This window comes from Shewanella sp. ENK2 (assembly GCF_043568515.1).
GTDB classification, from domain to species: domain Bacteria; phylum Pseudomonadota; class Gammaproteobacteria; order Enterobacterales; family Shewanellaceae; genus Shewanella; species Shewanella japonica.
The window spans coordinates 3,043,774-3,068,187 of sequence record NZ_CP171406.1 but is presented as its reverse complement, the minus strand read 5'-3'; the positions used below and the strand labels follow the sequence as shown (position 1 = coordinate 3,068,187).

Annotated in this window: 26 protein-coding genes and 1 pseudogene; 16 read left to right on the top strand and 11 right to left on the bottom strand. The window is 40.8% G+C overall.

What is annotated here, in order from left to right:
* Nucleotides 1–140: 140 nt before the first annotated feature.
* A complete protein-coding gene (locus ACGEDC_RS13375; protein WP_394493815.1) occupies nt 141–2,378 on the bottom strand; it encodes an acyl-CoA dehydrogenase in 2,238 nt (745 codons plus the stop codon).
* Between the two features lie 434 nt (nt 2,379–2,812).
* Between ACGEDC_RS13375 and ACGEDC_RS13370 the strand changes: the two genes are divergently transcribed.
* Nucleotides 2,813–3,454, top strand: coding sequence for an SOS response-associated peptidase (locus ACGEDC_RS13370; RefSeq protein WP_394493813.1), 642 nt, complete (start codon nt 2,813–2,815; stop codon nt 3,452–3,454).
* A 396-nt stretch (nt 3,455–3,850) separates the two neighbouring features.
* Complete coding sequence (locus ACGEDC_RS13365; protein WP_055025796.1) at nt 3,851–4,078, top strand: cytochrome c3 family protein; 228 nt, start codon at nt 3,851–3,853, stop codon at nt 4,076–4,078.
* Nucleotides 4,079–4,249: 171 nt separating this feature from the next.
* Here ACGEDC_RS13365 and ACGEDC_RS13360 read toward each other — a convergent pair whose 3' ends face one another.
* Nucleotides 4,250–4,747, bottom strand: coding sequence for a DsbA family protein (locus ACGEDC_RS13360; protein WP_394493810.1), 498 nt, complete (start codon nt 4,745–4,747; stop codon nt 4,250–4,252).
* A 304-nt stretch (nt 4,748–5,051) separates the two neighbouring features.
* Between ACGEDC_RS13360 and ppiC the strand changes: the two genes are divergently transcribed.
* From ppiC to ACGEDC_RS13330, 6 genes are all read left to right on the top strand, one after another.
* Entirely contained in the window at nt 5,052–5,330 is a 279-nt protein-coding gene (ppiC, locus tag ACGEDC_RS13355; protein WP_065109995.1) for a peptidylprolyl isomerase PpiC, read from the top strand.
* A 143-nt stretch (nt 5,331–5,473) separates the two neighbouring features.
* On the top strand, nt 5,474–6,136 hold the full coding sequence (locus ACGEDC_RS13350) for a sulfotransferase family protein (protein ID WP_394493807.1): 663 nt from the start codon (nt 5,474–5,476) through the stop codon (nt 6,134–6,136).
* A gap of 123 nt (nt 6,137–6,259) precedes the next feature.
* Nucleotides 6,260–6,976 (top strand): DUF2057 family protein, encoded by a 717-nt coding sequence (locus ACGEDC_RS13345; RefSeq protein ID WP_394493805.1) that lies wholly within the window; start codon nt 6,260–6,262, stop codon nt 6,974–6,976.
* Nucleotides 6,977–7,133: 157 nt separating this feature from the next.
* The gene (locus ACGEDC_RS13340; protein WP_394493803.1) at nt 7,134–8,792 is read left to right on the top strand and encodes a penicillin acylase family protein; all 1,659 of its coding nucleotides are present in this window, start codon (nt 7,134–7,136) and stop codon (nt 8,790–8,792) included.
* Nucleotides 8,793–8,821: 29 nt separating this feature from the next.
* Nucleotides 8,822–9,430, top strand: a complete 609-nt coding sequence (locus tag ACGEDC_RS13335; RefSeq protein WP_394493801.1) for a penicillin acylase family protein — start codon at nt 8,822–8,824, stop codon at nt 9,428–9,430.
* Nucleotides 9,427–9,585, top strand: coding sequence for a hypothetical protein (locus ACGEDC_RS13330; RefSeq protein WP_394493799.1), 159 nt, complete (start codon nt 9,427–9,429; stop codon nt 9,583–9,585). The genes ACGEDC_RS13335 and ACGEDC_RS13330 overlap by 4 nt, the downstream gene beginning before the upstream one ends.
* Here ACGEDC_RS13330 and ACGEDC_RS13325 read toward each other — a convergent pair.
* A pseudogene (locus ACGEDC_RS13325) lies at nt 9,582–10,543 on the bottom strand (TDT family transporter). The gene ACGEDC_RS13330 and the pseudogene ACGEDC_RS13325 sit on opposite strands and share 4 nt — an antisense overlap.
* Before the next feature lie 191 nt (nt 10,544–10,734).
* On the opposite strand from ACGEDC_RS13325, the gene ACGEDC_RS13320 reads away from it, so the two are divergent.
* Nucleotides 10,735–11,625, top strand: a complete 891-nt coding sequence (locus ACGEDC_RS13320) for a LysR substrate-binding domain-containing protein (protein ID WP_394493797.1) — start codon at nt 10,735–10,737, stop codon at nt 11,623–11,625.
* 121 nt (nt 11,626–11,746) lie between these two features.
* On the opposite strand, the gene ACGEDC_RS13315 is transcribed toward ACGEDC_RS13320, so the two are convergent.
* A complete protein-coding gene (locus tag ACGEDC_RS13315; protein WP_394493795.1) occupies nt 11,747–11,920 on the bottom strand; it encodes a hypothetical protein in 174 nt (57 codons plus the stop codon).
* 339 nt (nt 11,921–12,259) lie between these two features.
* On the opposite strand from ACGEDC_RS13315, the gene ACGEDC_RS13310 reads away from it, so the two are divergent.
* Together ACGEDC_RS13310 and ACGEDC_RS13305 are read left to right on the top strand one after the other, a co-directional pair.
* Nucleotides 12,260–12,451: a DCC1-like thiol-disulfide oxidoreductase family protein gene (locus ACGEDC_RS13310; RefSeq protein ID WP_394493793.1), complete on the top strand. Its 192-nt coding sequence runs from the start codon at nt 12,260–12,262 to the stop codon at nt 12,449–12,451.
* Between the two features lie 49 nt (nt 12,452–12,500).
* Entirely contained in the window at nt 12,501–12,629 is a 129-nt protein-coding gene (locus ACGEDC_RS13305; protein ID WP_394493791.1) for a hypothetical protein, read from the top strand.
* Nucleotides 12,630–12,640: 11 nt separating this feature from the next.
* Here the strand turns inward: ACGEDC_RS13305 and ACGEDC_RS13300 are convergent, their stop codons facing one another.
* From ACGEDC_RS13300 to ACGEDC_RS13290, 3 genes are all read right to left on the bottom strand, one after another.
* Nucleotides 12,641–13,015: a hypothetical protein gene (locus ACGEDC_RS13300; RefSeq protein ID WP_394493789.1), complete on the bottom strand. Its 375-nt coding sequence runs from the start codon at nt 13,013–13,015 to the stop codon at nt 12,641–12,643.
* 139 nt (nt 13,016–13,154) lie between these two features.
* Nucleotides 13,155–13,913: an alpha/beta fold hydrolase gene (locus ACGEDC_RS13295; protein WP_394493787.1), complete on the bottom strand. Its 759-nt coding sequence runs from the start codon at nt 13,911–13,913 to the stop codon at nt 13,155–13,157.
* 59 nt (nt 13,914–13,972) lie between these two features.
* Nucleotides 13,973–14,992, bottom strand: coding sequence for a M14 family zinc carboxypeptidase (locus ACGEDC_RS13290; protein ID WP_394493785.1), 1,020 nt, complete (start codon nt 14,990–14,992; stop codon nt 13,973–13,975).
* A gap of 274 nt (nt 14,993–15,266) precedes the next feature.
* Here ACGEDC_RS13290 and ACGEDC_RS13285 point away from each other — a divergent pair, with 274 nt between their 5' ends.
* Complete coding sequence (locus ACGEDC_RS13285; protein WP_394493783.1) at nt 15,267–15,716, top strand: hypothetical protein; 450 nt, start codon at nt 15,267–15,269, stop codon at nt 15,714–15,716.
* Nucleotides 15,717–15,773: 57 nt separating this feature from the next.
* Here the strand turns inward: ACGEDC_RS13285 and ACGEDC_RS13280 are convergent, their stop codons facing one another.
* Nucleotides 15,774–16,214 carry a PACE efflux transporter gene (locus ACGEDC_RS13280; RefSeq protein WP_394493781.1) on the bottom strand — a complete coding sequence of 147 codons (441 nt, stop codon included), beginning with the start codon at nt 16,212–16,214 and terminating at the stop codon, nt 15,774–15,776.
* Nucleotides 16,215–16,357: 143 nt separating this feature from the next.
* Between ACGEDC_RS13280 and ACGEDC_RS13275 the strand changes: the two genes are divergently transcribed.
* Nucleotides 16,358–17,272, top strand: a complete 915-nt coding sequence (locus ACGEDC_RS13275) for a LysR family transcriptional regulator (RefSeq protein WP_394493779.1) — start codon at nt 16,358–16,360, stop codon at nt 17,270–17,272.
* Between the two features lie 48 nt (nt 17,273–17,320).
* Here the strand turns inward: ACGEDC_RS13275 and ACGEDC_RS13270 are convergent, their stop codons facing one another.
* Both ACGEDC_RS13270 and ACGEDC_RS13265 read right to left on the bottom strand, forming a co-directional pair.
* Nucleotides 17,321–17,842, bottom strand: a complete 522-nt coding sequence (locus ACGEDC_RS13270) for a response regulator transcription factor (RefSeq protein ID WP_394493777.1) — start codon at nt 17,840–17,842, stop codon at nt 17,321–17,323.
* Between the two features lie 13 nt (nt 17,843–17,855).
* The gene (locus ACGEDC_RS13265; protein ID WP_282167319.1) at nt 17,856–19,106 is read right to left on the bottom strand and encodes a sensor histidine kinase; all 1,251 of its coding nucleotides are present in this window, start codon (nt 19,104–19,106) and stop codon (nt 17,856–17,858) included.
* A 573-nt stretch (nt 19,107–19,679) separates the two neighbouring features.
* Between ACGEDC_RS13265 and ACGEDC_RS13260 the strand changes: the two genes are divergently transcribed.
* The 3 genes from ACGEDC_RS13260 (at nt 19,680) to ACGEDC_RS13250 (ending at nt 22,292) form a co-directional block, all read left to right on the top strand.
* Nucleotides 19,680–20,402, top strand: a complete 723-nt coding sequence (locus ACGEDC_RS13260; protein ID WP_394493775.1) for a hypothetical protein — start codon at nt 19,680–19,682, stop codon at nt 20,400–20,402.
* Nucleotides 20,291–21,607: a putative bifunctional diguanylate cyclase/phosphodiesterase gene (locus tag ACGEDC_RS13255; protein ID WP_394498345.1), complete on the top strand. Its 1,317-nt coding sequence runs from the start codon at nt 20,291–20,293 to the stop codon at nt 21,605–21,607. Before ACGEDC_RS13260 ends, ACGEDC_RS13255 begins: the two co-directional genes overlap by 112 nt.
* Nucleotides 21,608–21,866: 259 nt before the next feature.
* Complete coding sequence (locus ACGEDC_RS13250; RefSeq protein WP_394493773.1) at nt 21,867–22,292, top strand: hypothetical protein; 426 nt, start codon at nt 21,867–21,869, stop codon at nt 22,290–22,292.
* Nucleotides 22,293–22,362: 70 nt separating this feature from the next.
* On the opposite strand, the gene ACGEDC_RS13245 is transcribed toward ACGEDC_RS13250, so the two are convergent.
* Nucleotides 22,363–23,829 (bottom strand): carbon starvation CstA family protein, encoded by a 1,467-nt coding sequence (locus ACGEDC_RS13245; RefSeq protein ID WP_055024765.1) that lies wholly within the window; start codon nt 23,827–23,829, stop codon nt 22,363–22,365.
* Between the last annotated feature and the right edge of the window lie 585 nt (nt 23,830–24,414).

Sequence of the window (24,414 nt, the reverse complement as noted above, 5' to 3'; positions counted from 1 at the left end):
AGAAACTAGATAACCAAACTGTGATCAGGTTAAAAAACAAACAAAGAAATATCGACAACAAACTCATTCAGCGCACAGTTTGAGCCAACAAAAAAGCCGCTAATTAGCGGCTTTTTATTTCAACGTAATGAAACGAATAATTAATTAGCGATTTTTAAATCCGCTTTATCAGAGATAAGATTTAAATCAAAATCAAACTCGTCAACACGGATAGCACGTTCACGCTTTAAGTTATAATCTTGCAGCAACTTATGCTCGTCTGCACTAATGACTTTGGCATCTAATGCATTATCAAGGGTAATTGAAAAACGAACACCCGCTTTAAATATACGTTGTTTAAGTGCTTTTTTGACTTTAGCAAGCAATGGTAAACAGGTCATTTTAGCAAGGTAAGCTTGCTCATTAATATAATTACCATCACCAGCAACTGGTTTAACAAGATGCGTCAGCTGCTTTTTGAAAGCAGTATCTAGTTGCGCTTGTTCAGCTAATTCGCGTACTAAATCATCGTTCACTTTGACCATTTTGCCTGAGTAAGTCATGGTAATTAAACGCATAAACTGGCGTGTTGGCTTCGATGGGAAATTCTCAAGGAAAGACAATAATGCTTCTTCCGCTTTGCATAATGCCCAACGCGTTGCGTATTCAAAGTAAGGCTTTGCTTCGTTACGTTCATCAGTTGTCACTTTTTGCTCGTAAAAACGAATTGATGCCATTGCAGCGTATAAATAACTCATCACATCGCCTAAGCGTGCTGACAGCATTTCAGCTTGTTTCAGCTTACCGCCTAATACAAGTAACGAGAAATCGGCATATACAGCGAGTTTAGATGCCAGCTTATGTACCGACTTTTCGTAACCAACAACCTCAGGAAGCGTTGATTGAGCTGGCGCAGTAAATGGTAATAAACCTAATTTAAATGCACGTAGGCTGTTTCCAACACTGTAACCAATGGTTTGTCTGAAGATACGATTAAAGGTTTTATCCGCATCGCTTGCATCACTGTGAATAGACTCAACCATGCTTTGTAAATGAGGATGACAACGCATCACACCTTGACCAAAAATCATCAAATTACGGGTTAGGATGTTAGCGCCTTCGACCGTAATCGCAATTGGTTGTGCAACATAACCAGATGCTAGCGTATTTTGAGGGCCACGTTGAATCGCTTTACCCGCTTGAATGTCCATCGCTGAATCTAAAATATCACGGCCTAACTCAGTCATATGGTATTTCGCAATCGCGGTGACTACAGATGGCTTTAATCCAAGACCTAAGCCTTCCGTTGTCAGCACTCGCATCGCTTCTTGCAAGTATGTTTTACCAGCAATATCAGCAAGCTTTTCTTGAATACCTTCAAACTTACCGATTGATAAACCGAATTGTTCACGTACTGCAGCATATTCAGCAGACGATTTAAATGAACATTGGCTCACTGATACACCTAATGCAGGCAACGAAATACCACGGCCAGCACCTAAACAGCTCACAAGCATCTGCCAGCCACGACCAATATTGTCTTGGCCGCCAATAATGAAGTCCATTGGAATGAATACATTTTCACCACGTGTCGTACCGTTATAAAAACGACAACCCATTGGATCGTGACGATTACCTAATTGCACACCTGGATGTGCCTTTGGGATCAACGCACAAGTAATACCAAGTTGCTCTTTACCGCCTAATAGACCTTGAGGATCTTCAACCTTAAATGCTAAGCCTAATACTGTCGCAATAGGTGCTAGGGTAATATAACGTTTGTCCCAAGTTACCGATAAGCCAAGTACTTCTTTACCTTCGTACTCGCCCATAGTGACAGTACCTATATCTGGTATACCACCGGCATCAGAACCTGCTTCTGGACTTGTTAATGCAAAACAAGGGATTTCTTGCCCGTTAGCTAAACGAGGCAACCAAAAGTCACGTTGGCTATCTAAACCGTAATGCATTAACAACTCACCTGGGCCTAGGGAGTTAGGTACCATTACTGTTACTGCAACAGCCGAGCTTTTCGCCGCTATTGTCGCAACAATGGTTGAGTTAGCATATGGACTAAACTCGAGTCCACCATATGATTTTGGAATAATCAGAGAGAAGAATTTATTTTCTTTTAGGAAAGTGAGTACGTCTTCAGGCAAATGCTTCCCGTTTTGAATATCGAAATCATCGACCATTTCAATTAAGGTTTGCACAGGGCCATCTAAGAAAGCTTGCTCTTCCGCCGACAGGGTCGCATTAGGAATGTCACGCAATGCAGCAAAATCAGGAATACCTTGATAGATAGAGCCTTCAAGCCACACGTCACCAGCATCTAACGCTTCTTGTTCAGTCGTTGAAATACTCGGCAGTACTTTTTTAAATGTTGTTCTTATGCTCATAGTTCATACTCATCAGACCAGAATAATAGTGTGCATTACGTCACAAAAAACAAATTAGATCAAATATTCTAATTCAAAAATAAAGCCTTTATTTACAGTAACAAAGCAGCTAACAAAAATAATTACCAACTTTTCATAGACTTACACATGTACGCTGAAATGAAAAAAAATTAAAAAATTTATACGCTCGTTTGAATTTTTGCATTTTTTAAGCAAAAACGATGCTATTTAGGCTGAGACATTTCAAAATAGCGAGTCAAAAATAGGAAGAGATTATTGACTCAATTACGCGATTAAATTTGAACAATACGCAATAAGCCCTGTCGATGAGATTAACGCAAACCTTACATACATCGCCGAAAATGATTGGAAAAATAACCAACAGCAGCTTACAGTGATAACGTGCCAAAGTATGGGGACTAAGGAGACAACCAATGTGCGGTAGAATTGAGGTGTTACTAAGTGGAATGCAGTCGACCTTAGACAATCTATTCGAGCAGCCGCTGACGATTCAAGATAACCTTGATTTACGTCCCACCGATCCCATTACGACGCTTAGTCACCGACAAGGTAAAATCATTTCTAGCCAGCAGCGATGGGGAATACAGCCTGACTGGTCGAAAAAACTGATTATCAATGCTCAGGCTGAAACCGTTTCACAAAAGCCAACGTTTTCTAGCACATTTGCTCAGCATCGCTGCATTATTCCTTGTAGTGGTTGGTTTGAATGGCGACAAGAACCGACAACAGACTTATTGAGTCTTGACCAAGAACTGGTAAACGGCGCTGATACTCGCCCTATTTCAAGTCAGCAACAAAAGCACAAATACCGCTTTTCTCATGCGGGAAATAAGCCATTATTCATGGCTGGCGTGATGTATCCCGATCGGCAACAAGTCGTGACGTTAACGATTAAACCCAATACTAAGTGTGCTCAGTATCACCACAGAATGCCCTTATTTATCGCCTCAACTCAGATAAATCATTGGCTAACTCAGCCAGCCGACAATCTGTCTGAACTCATCAATCCATTGCCTGAACATTGGATTAAAATCACTGATTCAACACAAATTTGAAGTCCAACCATTACTCAAAACACATTTAAAAAATGTAGAATTTTATTAAGCAGATCACAACCTTGAGAAATAAGTATGCTAGAAAATGCAAAATACTGGCTTTGCAGGCCATTTTAAGTTTCAATTAAGTTAAATCAATAAGATGGTAGCTGAGTAAAGTACTTGGAATTTAAGAAAGCGCTTAAGATTCTGGACAGAAATCAGCCTTTTTTCATTTTATTAGATTGCTTTAAACAATAAATTAAAATGTGCTAACCAATTTTCAGTGTTCTTAGTTTTGAAGTAACGGATTTATTTTCATTAAGATAGTTGTACATTGATTATGCGCGATTTGTTAAGGCCGAATTTGGCACTTAGCACGGGCGATAAAGCCCCTTAACTGATGATGGAGTTACTATGAAATATTTAGCTATGATCGCTACACTAGTTTTCGCTAGTTCTGCTTTTGCTGTTGATTGTGTAGATTGTCACGAAAAAATCAACGTTGAAGAGCATGCTGAGATGGAAGCAAACATCGAAACTTGTAATGATTGTCACAGCTTTGCTGACGCTCATGAGTTAGATGCAGACTTGCACACTCCTGACCTAACAATCACTGAATGTGCTGATTGTCACGAGCTTTAATCTCGTATAAACCTTGATTTACTGCAACTGTCTTTTACCAGGTTTGACGTTGCTCGTTCACTAAATCAAGTGTTATCTCTGTAAGAGAATAAAAACCAGTTGATTGCTCAGCTGGTTTTTTTATACCCCCAATTTAAGCAGGCCTTAACCAGCACATCAAGCTCCCCCTTTCTAGGCCATCAATGCCTTAATTTCATTAAAGGTCACTTGCGCTTCTCGATAATCGAGCGCAATAGGGTAATTTCGCCCTTTATATTCGAGCACTAATGATGGAAAGCCTCTTATTGGCAGTTGATGCACTGCGGTGAGCTCTGCCATCAATCTTTGATTTACTTCATCTGACATGATTGCTTTACTAAAAGCAGCGCTTTCAATGCCAATACTGACCGCAGCCTCCACTAAAGTATCAATATCTGATGGATTTTTTGCTTCTAAATAATAGGCAGTTTGAATTGCCAGTATCATTTGCTGCTCAAGGCCATGGTCTCTGGCAACGATACAGGCGCGACATGCAGGATAAGTTGAACGTCTAGGGCGACACACTTGCCAAAAATCGTAATTGAACTCAGTGCCTAATTGCGCTGCAATTTTATGCCAAGTTTGGCTCAAAAAGCCCTGCATCTCATCAGGCATGGGTACGTCAGAATCTGCTGCTAACCCCCTAGACAATACTCAATTTCGATATCGTTATCACGCTCTGCGATTAACTGTTTGAGTGCTATCCAAGCGGGTCGATACCCCCAGCACCAACTACACATAGGGTCGTACACATATTTAAGTTTTGTGGTATCAGAAGTCATAAAATACGCTTAATTATCAATTTATAAGGGATAGTTCTCGAGCTTAAAATATCCTTGCTCTATCTACAACATAACGGACAAGGTTAAAGTGTAACGCCATTGGTAGCCGCTCATAGGCAAATCACGCTATAATCCCGTCATTCATCTCCAACCCGTCAAAATGAGTATTTATCATGGCCAGAACAGCGGCTGCTTTGCACATTCTCGTTAAACATAAGCAACAAGCAGAAGATTTAATCAAACAACTCGAGAAAGGCGCCAAGTTTGATGTGCTCGCCAAAAAACACTCTTCGTGTCCATCGGGTAAAAATGGCGGTAACTTAGGTGAGTTCAAAAAAGGTCAAATGGTACCTCAGTTTGATAAAGTGTGCTTTACAGGTGAACTCATCACACCTCACCTTGTTAAAACCAAATTTGGTTGGCATGTCATAAAAGTGCTGTACAGAACCTAAGTTAAGGTTCGGCTTGCTATTTATTGATAGTTGCAATGCCTAATGCAGCAAGCAGTGACGTCAAATACAAGCATAAAAAGTGACAGTCATTGTGGTACTTGACCACCTTCCCTATATCGCCCTTTGCCAACCTGAGTGCATTTATGAGTAAAGTTTTTATTATTGGTTTGCCACGTACCGGCACCACCAGCGTCAGTGTTGCATTATTAGATTACGGGTTTAAAGTCGCCCATATTGGGCTCACTAAACGTGCCTTTGAAGTTGCAGATGTGGTATCCGATGTACCTTGCTTTTGTGATTATCCCCAATTAGACAAGCTGTTTCCTGATGCCAAATTTGTTTATATCGATAGGCCGCTTGATAAGTGGGTATCCTCAATTCAAATGTTACTCACTAAAATGAAACCTAACTTGCTAGAAAAAACTGGCACGTTTCATCCAATATTAAAACGTAGCTTTAAACAAACTTTTGGGGATATTAACGCTGACAACTTACTCGATGAAGCACGGCTTAAAGCATGCTATCTAAGGCATCAGCAAGGTGTATCCAATTATTTTGCGCAGCGTGATGATTTACTCACAATTACACTAAGCGAACCAGACAGCCTAACGCAACTACTACGTTTTATTGGAGTAAGCGAAAATCGTATTAATGCCAGCCTTAACCACAGTTTTCCTGTGTTAAATGTCGGCACGCATGTGGCTAGTTGGGGCGAACATAAGCACCCTAATAAGGTTAATACTAATTTGGCAGGTCCAGAACATAGAAAGTTCTTTGATTATAAAAAGCTAGGTTTGAGTCATTAATCGCTAAATAACAATTTTGTCATTATGTAACTATCGCAAGATTTGCTATAACTTAACCAGAGCTTTTATACATTAATACAAGGTACAAGCTGCGTTAGCTACCCTTGCCTAAATGAGAATACTATGACCTCTAAGCCACTTTTCACTACACTCGTTATCACACTATTTTTATCACTCGTCAGCCCTATGTCTTTTGCTGCCAGCATATTGAAATTGCCTAGCAGTGCCGAAGTCAAAGTATTGAATGGCCAGACGTTTGATGGCGGCCGTGAAGTCACTTTAGTAGAAGGCACTAACCAAATCGTGTTTCGCTACGTCATAAATTACCGCGATAGTGGCATGCAAACCCAGTTTAACTCAGACCCTGTCATTTTAACCTTTGATGCCAAAAACGCTGAATATGAATTATCGCTACCTAGCATTCGCAATAAAAATGCAGCGAATAAATTCAATAAAACCCCATCAGTCACTCTGAGCAGTAATCAAAGTAATTCAGTGGCATATCAAGCCGACATTTTACGTAAGAATGGATTACAGCTAGGTCGAGATTATCAAGAAGAATTACTCACCTACAATCAAACGCAACAGCTTGCCTCGGTTGCTGCATTTGCACCAACGAACACAGTACCGACTAACACAGTATCAACTAATACAGTATCAACGAACACAGTACCGACTAACGTAGCGTCAGCCAGTACAGTTGCGCCTGCTCAACCACAGGTGATTACCCCAAAAACAATTGCTGAAGACCAAGCTGAAATCAGTGAAATGCTGGATTACTGGTACAGCAAAGCCAATGCAGAAACCAAAGCGAAGTTTAAAGCCAAAATAAGTCAGTAACGCAACCCGCCTTCTTCGAAACCGTTAGCTTTACCCAAAAGTGAGGCTAACTGATTCTTTCTACTTTGCTTTTTTACACACTATATTCAAAAATCACTTTTAACAATTCGATAACCTTGGTTATGATAGACAGGTTCACTTTACTGGGTAAGAAATCATGTCTTTTAGCCTTAACCGGGTTTTACAATCTAAGTTCACCAAATATTCACTAGCCATAGTGTTATTGCTAGTCGGTATTATCATTCTGGCTATTTATAGCACCCTGCGTTTAAGCATGCCCTCGTTATCAGCCACGGTAGTGAGTGACGACATTTCAGCTCCACTAACCATTGAACGAGACACATTAGGCACCGCAATCATTACCGCCAGTAACCGCAAAGATGCAGCCTATGCTTTGGGATATGCACATAGCCAAGATCGATTTTTTCAAATGGACTTATTGCGCCGAAATGCCGCTGGCGAATTGGCTGAAATATTTGGCAAAGCCGCACTTAAATTGGATAAAAACAAACGTTTTCATCAATTAAGAATGCGAGCACAAAACATTTTTGAGCAACTACCACTACAAGATAAAGCCATGCTTAGTGCATATACCCAAGGGGTAAATCATGCATTAGCAGAACAAACTGTGCGCTCATTTGAGTACTTGCTGACACAGTCTAGCCCACGAGAATGGCATGAAACTGACAGCTTGTTAGTGATTTATAGTATGTACCTAGATTTACAAGGTAATACAATTAAACGTGATATGGCGTTAACCCAATTGCAGCAAGCCTTTGGCAACGAAATGGTCGATTTTCTAATCCAGTCAAGTCATCACCAAGCCGCCTTAGATGACAGCCAAATACCGCTGTATCAAGGAGATATTCCCGCACTCGAGGACGATATTTTACTGAGTGCGATAACTCAGGCGATTGAAGAGCCAGTAGAAGTAGGCAGTAACAATTGGGCAGTAACGGGGCAATTAACCGATTCCGGCCGTGCAATGTTGTCCGATGACATGCATTTATCCTTTGCGGTACCCATTATTTGGTATCGTGCACAACTCAATTACCAAACAAGTGCAGCTCAAGATTCAGCAAAATCTAATCCACCTGTTTCAGATAAATCATCACACCAAATCACAGGAGTAAGCCTTCCGGGCGCACCTGCGATAGTCGTTGGTTCTAATGGCAAACTCGCTTGGGGCTTTACCAACAGTTACATCGACACGGCGGACTGGATTGAAATTAGCCCTGATACAGCAATCGATATTGAATATGAACCTATCGAACTGCCTAACGATCAAGTGAACTATACGATTCAAGTGAGTGAATTTGGTCCAGTAAAAACAGTAGCCGGCGTTAATTATGCACTATCTTGGGTGGGACATGCTGATTACGCGGTTAACATGGCGTTATTGTCATTAGAAACCGCAGAGACTGTTGAGCAAGCCAGCGCACTTGCAACAGAAATTGGGATCCCAGCACAAAATATGTTGCTGGCAGATAATCAAGGTAATGCAGGCTGGACAATCGCAGGGGCAGTTCCCGCTCGTGATAACCCTTCGAATACAGCCCAGTCACCAAGCAATTTTCAATCATCAAAATGGCAACTGCAACAAGCCGTTATGCCTGAGGTGATAAATCCAGATAACCAACGTATATGGACAGCAAACTCTCGCGTTTTATCTAGCGAAGAGCAATTACGCTTTGGAGATGGCGGTTATGCGCTTGGCGCTCGCGGCGTACAGATACGTGATCGCCTATTAGCAAGTTCCAACTTTAGCGAAGCCGATTTTTATCAGTTACAGCTCGATAATGAAGCACTTTTTTAGCACCTTGGCAGCAATATTTACTGCAAATATTGAGTGAATACCCTGTCGAATATGCCGAAGACATAAAACTGATTGCCAATTGGGGCCACTGCGCTTGTGCTGATTCAGTGGGCTACACATTAGTCAGACACTTTAGAACGGCGCTAATAGATCAAACATTTGCCCCTATCGAAACAGAGCTCAAAGAAAGAGAAAGCGGCTTGTCAGTGATAAAACGATACCTTGAAACCCCAATGTGGCAAATCATCGAGCAGCAACCAGCCAGTTGGCTACCTAAAGCTCAACCTCATTGGCAGGCCTTTGCACTAAGCGCATATAACGATGCCAAACAGGCTTTATTCGCCAAATATAGTAAGCATCAAAAGCTATCAGATCTACGCTGGGGAAAGGTCAACCAACTGCTAATCCAACACCCTTTTTCAAAACAGATCCCTCAACTCAGTCGTTGGTTAGATATGCCAAGTGTTGACGGTTTTGGTGATAGCTTTATGCCTGCAGTTCAAGGTAAATCGTTTGGTGCTTCACAGCGCTTTATTGTACAGCCAGGTGCTGAGAAAGATGCAATTATGACCATACCAGGGGGCAATCGGGTCACCCTTTGTCGCCTTACTACCGAAGTGGTTATCAGCAATATGTGACACATCAAAGTACACCATTATTACCTACTGAGATTGAGCACACCTTGATGATTGAGCCATTAAAAGATAATCATGGTTCATTAACTGAAACCGATATAACTGAGGCTCAATCAGATACCCAAGATAGTGAAGCCGTTAAGTCAACGGCAGATTAAACCGTTAAATGACGCTGGCTGTTAAAAAAGTACGCATATCTGATTGCCACATAACTCACCGCTAGCGTAGCAATGGTCAGCTCAATCGTTGCCAGTAACTGTACTTGCTGAATATATTGACTGGCCATGCCAATGCTTTGCATCCATTCAATCATCTTAAATAACGCTGTCGCACCAATCACCATCGGGAAGGTAAAAGCCGCATAACCTGGGCTAAATGGGAGCTGCAGTAATTTGAAAAAGCTAAGTAAATAATCGCTGTCATCAATACGCCAATACCAAATAGTAAAGCAACAATAAGTGGTGATGGTGACGCTGTTACCGTTAAATATCCCGCTAACGATAAACTGGCAGGCGCGGCCAAAATGGCAATTGTTGGTTTCGCGGCATCTGGGACTTCATGGGTGAACATTAAGCGATAAATCATCATCGGCAGCATTACCGCATAAGCCAACATACCAAATATTAAGGCAGAATTTGCCAATAAACTGAGCGCCCCTGTACCTGAAAACGATACGTCAGCAACGATAATTCCAACTGGTGGCACAAACCAACTTGGTACCATGTGGTGGAGCTCAAAATCCTTTGCGCGATGATAGATAAAGGTGACTAAAAAGACGACATGTAACCCAAGACCCACAAGCCATAAACTATCACCTAAAATCAGTGAGTAATGCCCCAACGCATTTGATACGACCATCAAGGCCATCGCAAAAGTTGGCACAACGCTGCCGACCACAGGATGAGCTAAATCAGCTTTAAGGGTGTCAGAATGAATTAAATATTTTACGGTCAACACCAGCAGCAACACACTGGCTAGCAAGGCGCCAAGTAACTGACCATATCCTTGAATGTCTGCATAATTTTCCCAGCACCAACCTAAACTCGCAATGCCAAGTGCAAGACCTGCCATAGGTGTTGGTGCTGCAAGCAATTTAACTTTGGCGGTTTGTAACATAATCACCTCAATGTCGTTGATCTACTTGCTCAAAAACCATTGGAGCAAACGAGCTGTCTTTTTCAATTAAGTTGATCTTACGCTTGCTAAACGTTTATTTATATCTAACAATTTTAAACCCAGGTTAAGATATACTTAACGGTTAAGGTAACCGTTTATAATAAGGTTTATAAACCACTAAGGCTCACGTTATGTCAGCACATATCTCGTTTAAACAGCTCAATGTTTTCAATGCGATTACTCAGCACAAAACGCTCACCGCTGCTGCTGAAACATTATTTGTCTCAAAAGCGGCTGTCAGTTTGTCGTTAGCCGAACTAGAAAAACAACTCGGCCACCCATTATTTGACCGAGTAAATAATCGCTTAATCTTGAATCAAGAAGGCAAAAAATTACTCCCCTTGGCCGATGAGTTAATTAACCGCCTACAACACATCAATCATGTGTTTGACCAAGACCAAGGCTTATCAGGCGTTTTACGGGTCGGAAGCAGTGACACCATAGGTAATCATTTATCGCCGAGTATATTAAGCGGATTTAAGCAAAAAACACCCCAGCAAACCCAAAGTTTGTTTGTCTCAAACTCTGCACATATTTGCCAAAAACTCATTGATTATGAACTCGATATTGGTCTTATCGAAGGTAAGCCACATCACCCTGATATCATTGCGGTGCCTTTTAGTGGCGATGCCATGTGTATTATTTGTGCTCCATCGCACCCATTAGCAGCAAAAGAACATGTTGCATTATCAGAACTTGAAAACAGTGAGTGGGTACTCAGAGAGCAAGGCTCAGGCTCTAGGGACAGTTTTATTCAAAACTTAGCCCCACACATTAAACAATGGCATCAAAGTATTGAACTTAATACCACAGAGGCACTGATCAATTCCGTGGCTGCAGGACTTGGGTTTGGCTGCTTATCGAATATCGCAGCCCAGCATGCATTAAAAAGCCAACGCGTCAGCAAGGTGAATGTCCCGATTGAAATGCCAAGAGAGTTTTGGGTATTACTTCACAAAGACAAATATCAGAGCCCGCTACTCAAACACTTTATTGAATATTGTGTCAATTGGGGCAAGTAACAACAAAAATAGAGTCATTGATATAAGGCTTTACCCTCTATGGAATAGGCTGAAAGTATGGTTTTAGGCGAATGGTGATAGCGGTAGAGAGTCAAGAGTAGAAGTGCTGTTTTTCGGTAAGTTATCGAAAAATAATATCCACTAAGGCAGCCCCAAACAGCAGTGTCATTGCTAAGCCCATCGTTAAAATGACTTTCTCTATCAATGATTGCTTAGGTTTATTTATTAATACAAAAATGGTGCGGTATAAGGTACTAGGAATCGCAATAAATAAACCGAATATAATCGGTAGCATTCCCACCATAACCCAAAAAATGCGTTATCACTCGAAGATAATTGGGTATATAACACCATCCAAATTAATGATACTAAAAATAATATTGCCCCAATTGAAATAGAAAAAGTGCCATCGTTAAACTCCCTTTAACTGACTACTATGCTTAATTTGTCGCTGTAAGAGCTATATCCATGTTTTAATGCACGCTACAAACTCATTTAAAATGAAACGCCTGAGTTTAGCCAATTAATAATACCTCAGTAAACAACCAAGGTAATATTTCGAGTACAATAATTTTCCCTATAAAAAGACATTAAGGCTCAGCTCATCCCAAAGCATATTATTATCTTCGATGGCGTGTGCAATCTTTGCAATGGTGCGGTTAGCTTTATCATTCAACGTGACCATAAAGATGTGTTTTTGTTCACCCCGATGCAAAGCCAAACAGCACAATCGCTAATCGCCAAACATCAGTTGGAGGCGGTCAGTAATGATTCATTTATTCTAATCAAAGGTGATAAGTTTTTTTACGCAGTGATGCAGCGTTAGAGATAACAAAAGATCTATCTGGATTTTGGCATTTATGTAGGGGTTTCGCGTGTTACCCAAGATAATTCGGGATTACGCCTATCGTTTAGTTGCCAAAAATCGATACCGCCTATTTGGTAAAAAACAGGCGTGTATGGTACCAACAGCTGCGTTACAACATAAGTTTTTAGACCAATAGTTTACTGGCTATTACTGACTCTCTGTTGCTTTTACCGTTAACCGTTCTTGGTTTGATAATCGAATTTGAATACCATCGACTGTGGTGATGCGCTGGGCTTCAATGTCTTTTTTGCGAACTTGATAGCTAGCAGACATGGCTTCAACTGGAGAGGAAATTGTGACTTCAACGATGGTGTTATCGTCATACCAAGTCCAGCCCCAATATCCAGCAGTGGCCAACATGGATACGGCAATCATGGCGTAAATAACAACACGGCTGAAAAAAGGTGAATTTTCACCTGCCAGCAACTTATCATTGTTGCTCACTTTAGTGCCTCGACCACTGCGAATATAGGCAAAAGCCCCCGCTATAACTAATAACGTGACTAGTATTTTTGTCAGCACATCATCTTCCAATCAACATAACCTAGCTTTGATTATACTGTGTTTTGATTAATTTAACGTTATCTAGCACACAGCAATCAGTAATAAGCAAAAGCAGTGACCTCAAGCAAGGTTGACTCAATTAACGCTAAAGCATAAATCAAGACCTTGATAACGCCATTTCAATAAGCTGTTGTATTTGTTCAGGCTGATCTAGGCTTGCGTCATGGCCGCAGTGTTCTACACGCAACAATTCAGTGTGATAAAATTTAGCTAATGCTTCACTACATTTAGGGTTGGCTAACTTATCTTGATTCGCCACGATAATACTCACTTTACAGTGACCAAACCAAGAACACTGGTAACGAGCAGCTGCATATATCTGCCTTGCGCCATTAAGTACTCGGGTATGTAATTGACTACGCATGTTTCCCCAATCTTTAATGACTTTTTCATCATGGGCTTTAGTGACTGTGGTGTAGTTAAGCACGCAGGATTCTACAAAACTTAACTCTTTTGCTTTATGGCGATGCCAAATAGCATTCACTAACGGCATTAACTGAAAGCGCTGATACCAAGGGGATAAGTTAGCTGCACTTGAATTAATCAATACAGCATGACGTACTTGTTTGTGACGTTGTCTTGCCATTTCTAATGCGATCATGCCCCCCATCGACACGCCAACGACCACTAACTCTCGACTATATTCTGGGTTCTTAGCTAAGCCTTTATCTATTTGGTGCCAGATATCATCGCAATAATCTCGGATATTTAACGGACTATTTCTATCAGCAAGTTCCCCATTGCCAGTGGCATCAGGTGTCAGCAAATTAATGCCCGCTTGACGTAATTGCGTATCAAAGCCATACCAATGACGACTATCTCGCATTAACCCTCGCAGTAAAACCCACGTTGCCATCGACTACCCCAGTGTGAAATTTAACCTACCAACAAACTATAGTGACACTAATATATCGCTTAACGTTTTTTAGACCAATGCCTTTGTGCATCAGTTTGTAAACCTAAATATTGCTCGGCGCTGATTCCTTCGAGGGTCTGAGAAAAAGCCGCATCAATCAAAAATTGCATCAATACAACATGACGGCGCAATATCCTGTGGTGACGGTGGGGTTTCTGCGGATTAAAATAACCCGAAAAATTAAATATTTGCCGTGGATTCTTTTTTACCCAAGCCCAGGAGCCCATCTCTAATGTCAGTGGCACAAAAGGGACTTTAGTGGGATGAGTTTTGGCAAGGTAATCCCAAATGTCACCGTGTGTCTGATAATAGTGACTTTGCGGTGCAACTTTATAATGCCCATGATGCGGATAACCACGGTCGAACAATTGCTTTAAGTGGTAGATATAGCCCATGCCTTCAAAGGGCTTGCGAGTATGAGCATAAGGGAACCAAATATGATCTGCTAAGCCAAAACCAGAGTGCGCATCTAGCGCGATGACACTGGTACTGGTGCCCTGTAACTCGCGCACATAATCGACTAATACTTGAGTTTCTGCCTCCATGCCATTTTGACCACGATACCAAGGCAACTTGCTACTGATGCGGTGTCCACCGACTAGGAAGGTAACTTTTTCTTCAGCATCGATGGGAGCATTACGCATCAAGTCAACATGGTTACCATTACTGCGTGAGCCTTGTAAAAAGCCCACAGGGTTAGCCACTGGTACAAAAGCTAACCGCACTTGCTTTAACAAGATTTGTAAGTGCTTATCCCACGCTAATCGATTCAATAAACTGTCTAAAAATGACAATACGACTTGGGCGCCAATGCGCTCTACCCCATGAATACCACCAACAAACAACACTGTCGGGCAAGGTGACTCTTGATGCCCAAGCTCAATGGCGGTAATTGAAAGCGGCTTTCCTCGATAATGGGTATCAAATAATGATTGGTGACGAAATAGCCCTTGGTGTTTAGCAATCAGCCGCTGCAAAGTGTCTATTTCAAAAGAATGCTCAAACGAAAACTTTCCCATGTTCTATGCCTAATTAACTTACTTTTGTCACCTTGGCATAAGGTTATTGAGGCAGTAATACAACTTGATGACAAACACTGGTAATGCGTTTAATGTTTTATCGTTAAATGACTCATATCAGCGAGCAAAGTTACATTTCCCCCATACTCAGCTCTAGTTGATTGCCATAACAAATTAAATTCACTAAATATTTTCATTTAATTTTTGCAACAGAATTTTCCAAAAGGACTCAACATGAAGATGGATTTTGAAAAAATTCAAATGCTGTATAGCCTTGAAAAAAAGCTTATTAAAAACTGAGATTAAACATCAACGCAAAGCCGCTTTTTTACTGGCCATTGCCATGTCTTTTTTTGCCTTAACCGTATTAGCGCTAAATGTCGCTATTTATCTAAGCATTGCAGACCTAGGCATATATGCACAAAAAGCATGGTGGTTAGTGGCCTTGAACGGCACATTTACAGTTATTCCTGGATTATTGCTGCTTGCCCATTCAAATCATCAAACTGATGCAGCTGCTATGGAAATTAGGGATGCACTTGCTGACAGCCTCAAAACAGAACTCACGAACACTGCTGAAGATGTCACCATTACAGTCGAGCGAATGCAGCGCATTGGCAAAGATATTAAAGCCTTTAGTGAAGGAGGAATCGCCGCATTAGTTCCTATTGTTAAGCTGGCTTCTGAAGTAGTCGCAAGTAAAAAAGCCGATGCGCCAAAGTAACACCTTTAGCGCATACGACTAACTACAATATGCACATGCGCTTAGAAAGCGGCAATATCATGATAGCTCTAAGGGCTCATGAGCTTGCCGTTTACTGATGATGCTGGCGCGAATATGATCATAAGCATAATTGTAAACATAGGCATAGACTGTGATGAACAAGGTCACACTGATATCTAGCCAAAAAGCCTCTATCAGGCTAATTTCTAAAATATAGGCCATCACAGGAATGGTCAGTATCAATAAGCCACTTTCAAACAAGGCAATTTGTAATACGCGCTGTTTTACGGTTCTCTTTTCACGAGCTCCAGTAAAGAAACGGTCAAACCCAAGATTAAATACAAAATTCCAGCCCATGGCGATTGTCGCAATAGCTATCATTGTTCCTGAAAGGGAAGCCAATTCATGTTCAGTAAACAACATCAATCCAATCACGGAACCAATAATGGCCAAAAACTCAAACAACACCGCATGAAACACACGCTCTAACGTAGACATATTAACCTCTGCTGATGCTATAGATTCGACTCTATAGCTGAAAACAAGCGAGATTATGGCAAGCGTAATCCATCAACAAAAGTTAACAGCCATCACGAATAGTGATACCTTAACAGGGTTGAGATAAAGATTGAGAGCGAGCAATGTATAGTTTCGAGCAACTAAGAATATTTATTACAGTATGTGAAACAGGGTCATTTTCAGCCGCTGCAAGAAAACTCAACCGAGCTCAATCAGGCATTAGCCAAGCGATCGCCAATTTAGAAATTAGTATCAATCAAACCTTATTTGACCGAAGTGGCAATATTCCAGAGCTGACATCTGAAGGTGAAGCCCTTTTACCTGTCGTAAAGGCATTGATGCTGCAACAACTCCATTTAGAACAAAAAATTGCCTCGCTTGAGCAGCAACATGAACATGAGCTAGTTATCGCCATTGAAGAAAGTCTAATTAGCCCTGCCCTGCTGGGGCAACTGGCATTGCTTGCTGATGAGTTTCCTATCACCAATATTGAAATCATTGCTGAATCGACACTAGATATCGGCAAACTCATTGAAGAAGGTAGCGCTCATATCGGCATTGTTTACGCGGATGGTAAAATCCACCATCAAGCTGACTTTACTACGGTGGGTTATACACGTTTTATCACGGTGGCGGCGCCTGAGCATCCGTTATCAAACATGCACGGTATTAAAGATATAGACCTTCGCCATCATCGTCAGGTAGTCCTTCGTGCTACTCAAGGGCAAGAGCTTTGGTTTAGCAATGGTATTAGCTCGCAACATTGGTATGCCAGCAATCACAACATCATTAATGAATTAACTCAGCAAGGCATTGGTTGGTCGATATTGCCTGAGGAGATGGTGCAAAGCGCCATTGAACAAGGAAGGCTTATCAAACTCGATATTGATTACGAACCCAACGGCTGGATAAACACTGTCGATTGCTTGTCTAGTCGCCGCTATCCATTAGGCCCAGTTTATGAACGTGCTATGGTGTTGATTAAGGACTATATGAACCTGCAAAACTTACACAATAACTTCCAAATTAACCACTAACTAAATAAACAATACAAGGAGAATCGTATTAGGCACATCGATTATCCGCTACCGGCTTTTAAGTAACTTACGCTGCAATGTACGGCGATGCATCCCCAATACTCTGGCAGTTTCTGACACATTACCATTATTATTCGCCAGCACTTGCTGAATATGCTCCCACTCTAATCGCTTCGGACTTAATGGTTGCTCTGTAAATTCAGCTTGAACCTCTGGTTCGACTTCTGCTGCAAGCGCATTTAGCAAGGTTTGCGTATCTACGGGTTTAGCTAAGTAATTATCCGCCCCTAACCTTATTGCCTCAACCGCTGTGGCAATGCTGGCATATCCAGTAAGCAGTACCATTTTGACCTTTGGCAAGTACTGACGTAACGGTTTAATCAGGGTTAAGCCATTGTGATCAGCAATTTTCATATCAAGTAAAATATGGCTCGGCATAAACTGCCTCGCCATGAGTAACCCATTACTTACATCATGACATTGAACGCATTCAAATCCCTGTTTAGTTAATCGCCTTGCCAAAGTTGATGATAATGCTTGGTCATCTTCAATAATCAGTAATTTGTTCATACTGCACACCACCTTATAAATTATTATTGGTCACAGGCAAGGTCACTGATGCAATCGTTCCGCCCTCTTGATGCTGACACAAACTAAACTGACCGCCCAAACGCTCAAAACTGGCATGGCTCAATAACACCCCTATTCCCATTCCTTTTGGATCGCTTACGACATTCTGTCCTAGTTCAGCCAACTGCTGTGCCCCCATTCCTTTGCCAAAGTCGCGAATATTAACGCACACCTCTTGTGGAGAAGAGCTCACAACAGTCAGCATCACTTTAGCAAGATTGATATTTTCAACACTCGCACGAGCTGCGTTGTCGATTAAGGCTAAAAAAGCAGGCAGTACACTGGCATCAGTATTGATAGTGGCTGAATGGAGCAATTCACTTTGCTCAATCACCAATTGCGTTTCTGGCATCAGTAATTGCACTCTATCGCGTAAATCTTCAACAAAATGATGAATAGGTGTGGCAACACGTTTTTGCTCTCTTATCGATTCTGTTGCATGACGCAAATCAGCCAATGTCGCCTCACATCGAAGTAAGGCTTGTTGCATATCAGGTTCGATATCAGTTGCGACACCTTCTTCAGCTAATTCATCAACAAGTAAGCGTAACGTAGCCAGAGGCGTAGCCATTTGATGTGCTATTTGGGCAGAGGCTGTGCCGAGTGCAAGCAACTTTTCTTGTCTAAGTTGCGCCTCTCGCAAGTAGCTGAGCTGGGCATTTTTTTGCCTGACTCGCTTAGCGATATAACCGACAGTAATTGTGAGCACCAAGGCTGAAATAACAAAATTAAACCACATTCCAAGGTAATGCGAACTCATGTCCATACCATGATGACGGATACGGTTTTCAGGCATAGTAAACATCATCAAGGTATATAACCCAGTAGAGAGGAACGTCAGTACCCACGGGGCCCAGCGAGAAAGAGTGACAGCACCAATAGCAATGGGTAATAGCAATAATGATACAAACGCATTCGTCGCACCACCTGTATAAAACAGCCAGATAGCCCAGAACAATGTATCTAACAGTAAGGTACTAAATAAAATGGAAGGTGTATTGATACATTGGAATCGATATCGGAAGCAGGCTACGACATAAATGAACTCGGCTAAAAGTACATAGCTCAACTCTTTGGGCGGCCAAGTTAAATCGAATAACTCTGTGCCGAAAAAAATCAACCCTAATTTCAATAACCAATTAATGAGTCTAAGTAGTGCGAGTTGCTCTTTGTTCCTTTCAAAGCCACTTGTTTTTTCAAACATGAATACTTCGATACCTTTGAATAGCATAGATAAGTACCAAAGATTTAATCACGAACCCAAAAATAAAAACGCTACTCAGTCGACTTTTATGCCTCATCAATTTAAAAAATCGTTACCTAACACCACAAAAACAACAAATATGTAATTTACATAACATACACAGGCAAGAGAAATAATTAAACTGACCGAAATCAAAGAATATTTTTTAATCAATTTTTATAATGAAAACCAATACTAAGCGTTAAAAACCAATTATCAGAATCGATTTTTATCAATTCTTTCTCAAGGTAATTTTTACGCAGTCGATAAAAACTTAACGTTTCTTTACCCCGAAACAAGCTTGCAAATATTGCATGCTAAACACCGCTCAGCACGTTTTTACAATTAGCTCCCCTGCTAAAGCCCACTCACAAGCAAAACAAACTAAACAACTAATTTTATTGGACTTTTAACCACTTAACATGTCACAAACAATTGTGCTTACAATGCTTAAACTATATAATAACGCAATTAACCTTGTGCAACATGTCACTTACACGGCAATGCAGTCCATCAAGAATATGAAGTTTGTTTATGACTAAATTATCTAAGTTTACCTTTACCATCGTCAGCTTTATTTGCATGCTGTACGTATTATTGGTGCTAAGTTTTAATCATGGATTGCAAGGTATTCATAGCAATATTTTCCATCATAAAATTACTCAAATCCCATTGAGTGAAGCCAGTAACCTACCCACTCATTGGCAAAAGTTATTATTTATTGATAACAATTTGGTTCAATCAGGCCAGCATTACTACGCCGTATTATCTAAAAAATCAGATGTACTAGAAGTCGTCAAAATTAAAGATGTACTGAGTGAGATGATGATGTTCAGCAATATTCCATTATTGCTATTGGCTTTTTTAGCTTATTTGATTCCCTTTTATATAAAATCACGTTCCGATCGTAAAAACAGTGCATCATTGAGTTTTATTAACAACGAAACCAATAAATTACTCAAAAGTTATAATATCGCTCCGCCTGAAAATGACGGACAAAATACCCTCTCGCATATCAGTGTGGCTCTTAATGAATTAAACAAACACGTTAAGCAGCAAACCACTCAGAATTTATTAGGAATTTACCAAGATAAATTAACAGGGCTAATAGACCGTCACGCCTATCTAGAACACCTTGAGAAGCAATTAGCACTGGCAGAAAAAAGCAGAAGAAGCAAGCCCTACTATTTATCGATCTTGATGGTTTTAAACAGGTTAATGACTCTTTTGGTCACAGCTTTGGTGATGAAATCTTAATTCAGGTCGCTCAGCGTTTAGCCACGGTTGTTCGCAATCAAGGCTTAAGTCAAATTAGCGAAACCGTAAAACTCGAGCTCAATTTATCACGACTTGGCGGTGATGAGTTTTCCATTTTTATCGAAGACTTTGAAGATGAAAATCGTGCAATTGATGTTGCCCAAAATGTATTACATGAGATTGAACGTGACTTTGTACTCGGTAATAAGGTGATTAAAATTGGCGCCAGTATCGGTATTGCCACATACCCTGATAGTGCTTCTAGCCCTAACACCCTATTACAAATGGCTGATGTTGCCATGTACCGAGCTAAAACGGATGGCCGAGGTATTTTTAGAGTTTACTCGCCAGAAATGGGTAATAAAATTAGACGTTACCATTACTTGATTGAAGAGCTGCGCCTTGCTATTGCCAGTCAAAGTTTTACTTTGTCGTTCCAACCAATTGTGAATGTGGATGATTTCAGCATTGATTACTTCGAGTCACTAGCTCGTTGGAATCATCCTGTTGAAGGCCCTATCTCACCTGCCGAATTCATTCCTATCGCTGAAGACTCTAACCTCATTATTGAGTTAGGTAATTGGATCTTGTTTGAAGCCTGCCGCCAAATGTCCGCGTGGCATAATGCAGGCATGAATAAAGTCAAAATGTCTGTCAACATTTCTGGGATTCAATTAAAACATTTACCCGTTTATGAATGGGTGATGGACACGTTAGCGAAAACAGGCTTACCTCCAACCGCTCTTCTATTGGAAATCACTGAGTCTTGCTTGATCCATGCTTCAGAAAAAATCATTGATGATTTAGAGCGCCTTCGCCAACAAGGCGTGCAGATAGCCATTGATGACTTCGGTACCGGCTTTAGCTCATTATCTGCGTTAGGTAATCTCCCCGTAGATATTATTAAGATTGATAAACTATTTATCGATCAAGCAACTATCAACCCAAAATATGAAAAAATTCTTAATTCCATTAGTGACTTAGGCAAGCAATTAGATTTAAAAATAGTTGCAGAAGGTGTCGAGGTCGCATCGCAATTTGAACTAGTTAAAAATCTAGGCATTCATTGCGTGCAAGGATTTTTAATTAGCCGACCTGAATCATCTTACAATGTCGGCTCCAAGGTGATTCGCAATAATTTAAATCATATTGCGCTCACAGGAACTGGAGTTTGTACTCCTAAATCACCTACAGAAGCGGCCTAAGCCACTTTATTTAGTAATGCCTGCACAACAACCTAAACTCACTTTACTCGCCCCACAGCCGTACTTGAGGCTGTGGTAACTTGTTTTAACACTTCACTAGCGCTTTAAAACATCCTCTCTACTGATTTTTTTACTGACCAAGTCTGCTAGATTAATCACTAGCACAACAACGATGCACCATAAATCCATCTTCAAGGAGGAGAGGAAGCATGAGTCTTACAGCCAGCCCCGCTAAAAAAGAAAAGGCATTTATAAATTTGTGGTCCATGAAGATGTGGTATTCCACGCAACCACAATTAAGCAAGCATTCAGCCAAGAAGATACGTTTTTAGAGATCAATACCGCTGGCGATATCACTGTAAAGGGAAGCCGTGAAAAGGGTTATGCTTGGGATGGTTGCACACCAAAAGTGAATTGCTTTGATTTATGCTTACTGGGTGTACCAGATGGTCGAAAACTGGTTAATACAGGTAAACCTATCACCTATTACGCTTCGATGGTTCATGACGTTTTGTGCCAGTACCGGCATGAGATTCCGATTACTCGAAAACAAGCTGATGACGTGTTTTTGTATTATTTGGGGGACTTTCAGCTTAGATATCTTTATTACGGATTTGTCAGGATATTTAGCATATTTTCTGATATGAGCGAACGTCTCAAAGCGTTTATCAGCAATAAAACGTAAAATGACTTCTAGTGCGGACAAATACAAAAAAGGACTGCAATTGCAGTCCTTTTTGTTTTTCTTATCGAGGTTATTCAGTCACAGGTTTGCGTTTATTATGGGCAATGATTAACCCAATTAAACAAACGATACCGGTGGCAATCCCGACAGGTTGACTTAATGATTGTGGTAAACCAAAACCAATACCCGCAGTCATAATATAAGATACGGTGACACAAGTACCGACAATCGCAGGCAAGCTCACAATCCAGTGGAAAGTTCCACGGTCAAATAAGTACTTAGTCGCCAACCATAAAACACTGGTAGAAAGCAGCATATTTGAGAAGGCGAAGTAACGCCAAATCAGCGAGAAGTCAATTTTAGTCATGAAGTAAGCAATCACTAAAATTGGCAATGCCACAAGTAAACGGTTACGTATACTTTGCGGAATTTTAAATGCATCAATAATGGTTAATCGTAATGAACGGAATGCTGTATCACCAGACGTGATAGGGAAAATAGCAACAGCAATAATTGCCATAATACCACCCGCAACACCTAAGTAGCTGGTTGCAACTTGATTAACAACAAGTCCAGGACCACCAGCATCAAGAATACTCTTAAGTTCTGCATATCCACCAGGGAAAGCCGCAATACCAGCAGTTGCCCATACACAAGCAACAATGCCTTCTGACATCATTGCACCGTAGTAAACTGGGCGCACGTATTTTTCGTTGGTTAAACAACGCGCCATGATAGGGGCTTGAGTCGAGTGGAAACCACTAATTGCACCACAAGTAATGGTCACAAACAGCAATGGCCATACAGGTAGTCCATCTGGGTTTGGCTCTAATAAATCATTGTTGTAATGGCTATGGTCAAAGTAAGCGAAAATATCGCCCATTTCAGGCAACTGAGGTGCACTAATTAATAACGCCACCGCAATAGATGTCGTCATCACAATCATTAATAAACCAAATAACGGGTAAAGTTTAGTAATGATTTTATCGATAGGCAGTAAGGTCGCTAAGAAGTAGTAACCTAAAATCACTAATACCCAAAAGACGTTATTGGCTAAAATAGTGCCTTCAAAGTAATCAAGGTTACTTAATAATCCTGCTGGGCTCATAATAAATACGACACCCACGAAGAACAATAACATTGCCGTGAATATCAGCATGACACCTTTAAAGTAAACATTAAAATAATGTCCAGCAATTTCAGGTAAACTCTTACCATCTTCTTTGATACTTAATACACCAGAGAAGTAGTCATGAACCGCCCCACCAATGATATTACCCAGTACAATCCAAACAAGTGCAATTGGGCCATATAAGGCACCTAAGATGGGACCAAAGATTGGACCAACACCTGCAACGTTCAAGAATTGAATTAAGTACGCTTTAACAGGGTGAACTTCAACATAGTCGACACCATCTTCAAAACGTTGTTGTGGGGTTTTTGCGTTGGGATTAATGCCTGCTTGGCGTTCTACAAAAGGGCTGTAAAACTTGTAAGCGAGGATCAATAACGCAATACAAAGGAGGAAAATTAGCATTTTATTGAGCCATCCGTAACTGTGTAGGGTATTAGAATAGCTTTGAGTGTCATGCACTACGTGCCATTGGTCAAGTAGCTAGACCTTATACTAAAGTAGGGGTTGTCAGGCTATATGCCTTATCCGAAGGGGAATGTTAGTTAATTGTAAACTCAGCAAACCTTCAATATATTACCAAACAAGCCAATGCTAGGCACATGCACTAGCCACAAGGCTTTTACTAGCAAAAGTGCCATACCCACCTCGTCTAGCACGATTGCAAGTGCCAAAAATGTTAATTAAATTTTCTTTCAAAACAGTTAATTCTGTCACACTCGGTTAGGGCGAAAATACGTACAACTAATGTCCAAAAATTAGATCAAGCTCTAATAAAAAATGATTAATCCAGCGCCGTATTATTGCAAAATGAACTAACTCACCCGCTAAACGATTATCTCGTCAGTGATAACAGCAAACTGGATACACTAGCGATTTGACGCTTAATCAAAGTTGAGCGATTTTCGCTTAGCGCTTTCTTCCGCACTATCAAGCTCAACATTGTCACTCTAAACCTTACCAGACTGTGAATATGCAGAGACTTTCCTG

Excerpts from the sequence above, each read along its gene's own strand:
- ACGEDC_RS13375 (WP_394493815.1), bottom strand. The coding sequence starts at position 2,378 with ATGAGCATAAGAACAACATTTAAAAAAGTACTGCCGAGTATTTCAACG.
- ACGEDC_RS13370 (WP_394493813.1), top strand. The coding sequence starts at position 2,813 with ATGTGCGGTAGAATTGAGGTGTTACTAAGTGGAATGCAGTCGACCTTA.
- ACGEDC_RS13365 (WP_055025796.1), top strand. The coding sequence starts at position 3,851 with ATGAAATATTTAGCTATGATCGCTACACTAGTTTTCGCTAGTTCTGCT.
- ppiC (WP_065109995.1), top strand. The coding sequence starts at position 5,052 with ATGGCCAGAACAGCGGCTGCTTTGCACATTCTCGTTAAACATAAGCAA.
- ACGEDC_RS13350 (WP_394493807.1), top strand. The coding sequence starts at position 5,474 with ATGAGTAAAGTTTTTATTATTGGTTTGCCACGTACCGGCACCACCAGC.
- ACGEDC_RS13345 (WP_394493805.1), top strand. The coding sequence starts at position 6,260 with ATGACCTCTAAGCCACTTTTCACTACACTCGTTATCACACTATTTTTA.
- ACGEDC_RS13340 (WP_394493803.1), top strand. The coding sequence starts at position 7,134 with ATGTCTTTTAGCCTTAACCGGGTTTTACAATCTAAGTTCACCAAATAT.
- ACGEDC_RS13320 (WP_394493797.1), top strand. The coding sequence starts at position 10,735 with ATGTCAGCACATATCTCGTTTAAACAGCTCAATGTTTTCAATGCGATT.
- ACGEDC_RS13315 (WP_394493795.1), bottom strand. The coding sequence starts at position 11,920 with ATGCTACCGATTATATTCGGTTTATTTATTGCGATTCCTAGTACCTTA.
- ACGEDC_RS13295 (WP_394493787.1), bottom strand. The coding sequence starts at position 13,913 with ATGGCAACGTGGGTTTTACTGCGAGGGTTAATGCGAGATAGTCGTCAT.
- ACGEDC_RS13290 (WP_394493785.1), bottom strand. The coding sequence starts at position 14,992 with ATGGGAAAGTTTTCGTTTGAGCATTCTTTTGAAATAGACACTTTGCAG.
- ACGEDC_RS13280 (WP_394493781.1), bottom strand. The coding sequence starts at position 16,214 with ATGTCTACGTTAGAGCGTGTGTTTCATGCGGTGTTGTTTGAGTTTTTG.
- ACGEDC_RS13275 (WP_394493779.1), top strand. The coding sequence starts at position 16,358 with ATGTATAGTTTCGAGCAACTAAGAATATTTATTACAGTATGTGAAACA.
- ACGEDC_RS13270 (WP_394493777.1), bottom strand. The coding sequence starts at position 17,842 with ATGAACAAATTACTGATTATTGAAGATGACCAAGCATTATCATCAACT.
- ACGEDC_RS13265 (WP_282167319.1), bottom strand. The coding sequence starts at position 19,106 with ATGTTTGAAAAAACAAGTGGCTTTGAAAGGAACAAAGAGCAACTCGCA.
- ACGEDC_RS13260 (WP_394493775.1), top strand. The coding sequence starts at position 19,680 with ATGACTAAATTATCTAAGTTTACCTTTACCATCGTCAGCTTTATTTGC.
- ACGEDC_RS13245 (WP_055024765.1), bottom strand. The coding sequence starts at position 23,829 with ATGCTAATTTTCCTCCTTTGTATTGCGTTATTGATCCTCGCTTACAAG.